This is a genomic window from Chamaesiphon sp. OTE_20_metabat_361, assembly GCF_031364565.1.
Window position 1 is genome coordinate 1 of record NZ_JANLWO010000325.1, and the last position, 2319, is coordinate 2319.

A 2319-nucleotide genomic window follows, 5' to 3' on the forward strand; every position below is an offset into this window, starting at 1 on the left:
TTCATGGCAAACATTATTACTCCCTCACAACTCCAGTTAAACCTGCCTTTTGGCAAAATCTGGGTGGCAAAAGCCGCTAATTCCGCGTATACATCTTCAAAATAACAACAATTTAGCACCAAAAAACTATGGCAACCATGACTCGGATGGAATTGTGGCCCAATCGCACTATTGACGACGTTCAAGCAGTGATTCGGGCAGTATACAAACATGTCTTGGGCAACCCCCACGTCATGGAAAGCGAACGCCTAACATCCGCAGAATCACAGCTAGCAGATGGTAGCCTCTCCGTGCGGGAATTTGTGAGAGCAGTTGGTAAATCAGAATTTTATCAAACTCGCTACTTCCAACAGTGTGCGCCTTATCGGTTCACTGAGCTGAATTTCATGCACTTTTTGGGTCGTTCTCCAGAATCAAAAGCGGAAGTCTCAGCACATATCGTGCGGTGCGTAGCTGAAGGCTATGAAAGCGAGATCGATTCTTACATTGACAGCGATGAGTATCAAGCCGCCTTTGGGGAAAATATCGTCCCTTACAATCGCAGTCTCAGTGAAGATGGCAAGAGCCAAGTCACCTACAATCGGCTGATTGCGATCGATCGCGGCCCCGCTCAAGTCAGCAGTGCAGTGACATCTTCTCAACTCGTATATTCAGTTGCTACCAATAGCACCAGTAAAGCGACCGCCTCCAAAGTCAGTTTGGGCGGTTCCGCTGATGCTAGTAAGAAAATGTTCAAAATCGTCGTCACTGGTGCCAAATTTACTGGCCCTCGTCGCGTCAGTACTACTGAATATATCGTGCGTGGCGATCGGATGACACCCCAAATTCAACGCATCAATCGAACCAGCGGCAAAATCGTCAGTATCACTGAGATGACTTAGCCCTAGTTGGGGGATAGCACCGATCGATGCTACTCCCGATGACTGTGAATGTCTGAAGATCCGATCGAGGCTAAATCGTGTAACTTCCATGCCATTAGTCCTCGATCGATTTGTTTAATAATTTATGATTTTTAGCAATTTTTGAAATTAAAATTATCAAAATGAATACTGTATTTAACTTGAGTAGTGACACCGATCGGACATTTGCGATTTCCATTCTGGAAGGCTACGCCAACGATATTGCGGGTAGCACTCATCAAGCAATGCTCAGAAGTAGTAACTATACAGTCAAAGTTGCTTATTCAGGTTTGTCAAAAACTCTGCAATCGATTACCAAACGTGGTGGCAAAGTCCTAAACGTGCGGATGCTGTCAGCACCGCTGCCCAGTGTCGCGAATATTCCGGTGGCTGCGGTAGTCCCGCCGGAAATCGAGCCATCGCCGCCAGTGCCTAAAGATCTGGCTGTCAGCAAGTCCCCGTCAACATCCCGCCGTCCGCCAGCCAAATCCAAAAAACGTTAATTTAGGGTACGAATGGACATTACTCAATTTGTGGAAAGTTCGATCGGGCAGTGGAAGTCGCAGCGTAGCGCTCATCATATGATTTTTAGTCACTTTGAAGCGGTGCGATCGGAGATCGAGATTGTAGCTTTAACTCCTGACAATCCCGCAGCGATCGAACTTTGTCAATCCTATGGGATCGATCCGAGTCAAGCGGTAGTTCCCTTCCAAATGAGTTGGGAAGGAGAATCGGACTGGAATGATGAGGTGCTTAAAGGGAGTACTGTCTTGGTGCCAATTCCCGATCCTCATGTCCCAAATCAGGGTCGATTATTACGCGATCGGGGGTATGCTGAAACTATCCCGGCTGCTGCTCGCTATCACATCACCGCTGATGATGTATTTGTCTTAATCACCGAATACGATCGCGCCGCCGCCGAAGAGCGAATTTGGTTTGTCAATCCCAATTTGAGATTTCGCGTATCGACAATCAAAACCAGCGATGGTACGGGTGTCGTCACGGCTTCTTTTTCTTCCGAATTACGTTCCTTGGCACCAGCTTAATTCAAACTAGCAGTTTTTATGAGTGATTCGATTTTATTAGCGCAGTGGATGGCTGGTGAATTTAGCAATCACCACCAATCAACTTTAGAGCCGCAGCATTACGCGCATATTCGGATCTTTTTTCGACCGCTACCATTTGAATTTTTTAACGCGATCGGGTTTTATTCCGAACAAGTATATGATTACGATCTGTGGAGTCCTTATCGTCAGGGCGTCCATAAATTAGTAGATCGCGGCGCGGATGCGTATATTGAAAATTACAGTCTCAAAGATCCGATGCTCTACGCTGGCGCGGCGCGAGAACGAGAAATTTTAAATACTATTACCCACGATTGTCTCGAACGTCGTTGCAATTGCTCGATGATTTTTAGTCG

Annotated in this window: 4 protein-coding genes; all 4 read left to right on the top strand. The window is 46.6% G+C overall.

The window, feature by feature from the left end:
- Window positions 1–128: 128 nt before the first annotated feature.
- Complete coding sequence (locus RMO35_RS09670; protein WP_309740661.1) at window positions 129–881, top strand: phycobilisome rod-core linker polypeptide; 753 nt, start codon at window positions 129–131, stop codon at window positions 879–881.
- A 161-nt stretch (window positions 882–1042) separates the two neighbouring features.
- Window positions 1043–1402, top strand: a complete 360-nt coding sequence (locus RMO35_RS09675; RefSeq protein WP_309740664.1) for a phycobilisome linker polypeptide — start codon at window positions 1043–1045, stop codon at window positions 1400–1402.
- Between the two features lie 12 nt (window positions 1403–1414).
- Window positions 1415–1945, top strand: a complete 531-nt coding sequence (locus RMO35_RS09680) for a phycobiliprotein lyase (RefSeq protein ID WP_309740667.1) — start codon at window positions 1415–1417, stop codon at window positions 1943–1945.
- Window positions 1946–1963: 18 nt separating this feature from the next.
- A partial coding sequence (locus tag RMO35_RS09685; protein WP_309740669.1) for a chromophore lyase CpcT/CpeT occupies window positions 1964–2319 on the top strand: 356 nt, incomplete at its 3' end.

Coding starts and splice junctions, on each gene's coding strand:
- RMO35_RS09675 (WP_309740664.1), top strand. CDS start 1,043: ATGAATACTGTATTTAACTTGAGTAGTGACACCGATCGGACATTTGCG.
- RMO35_RS09670 (WP_309740661.1), top strand. CDS start 129: ATGGCAACCATGACTCGGATGGAATTGTGGCCCAATCGCACTATTGAC.
- RMO35_RS09680 (WP_309740667.1), top strand. CDS start 1,415: ATGGACATTACTCAATTTGTGGAAAGTTCGATCGGGCAGTGGAAGTCG.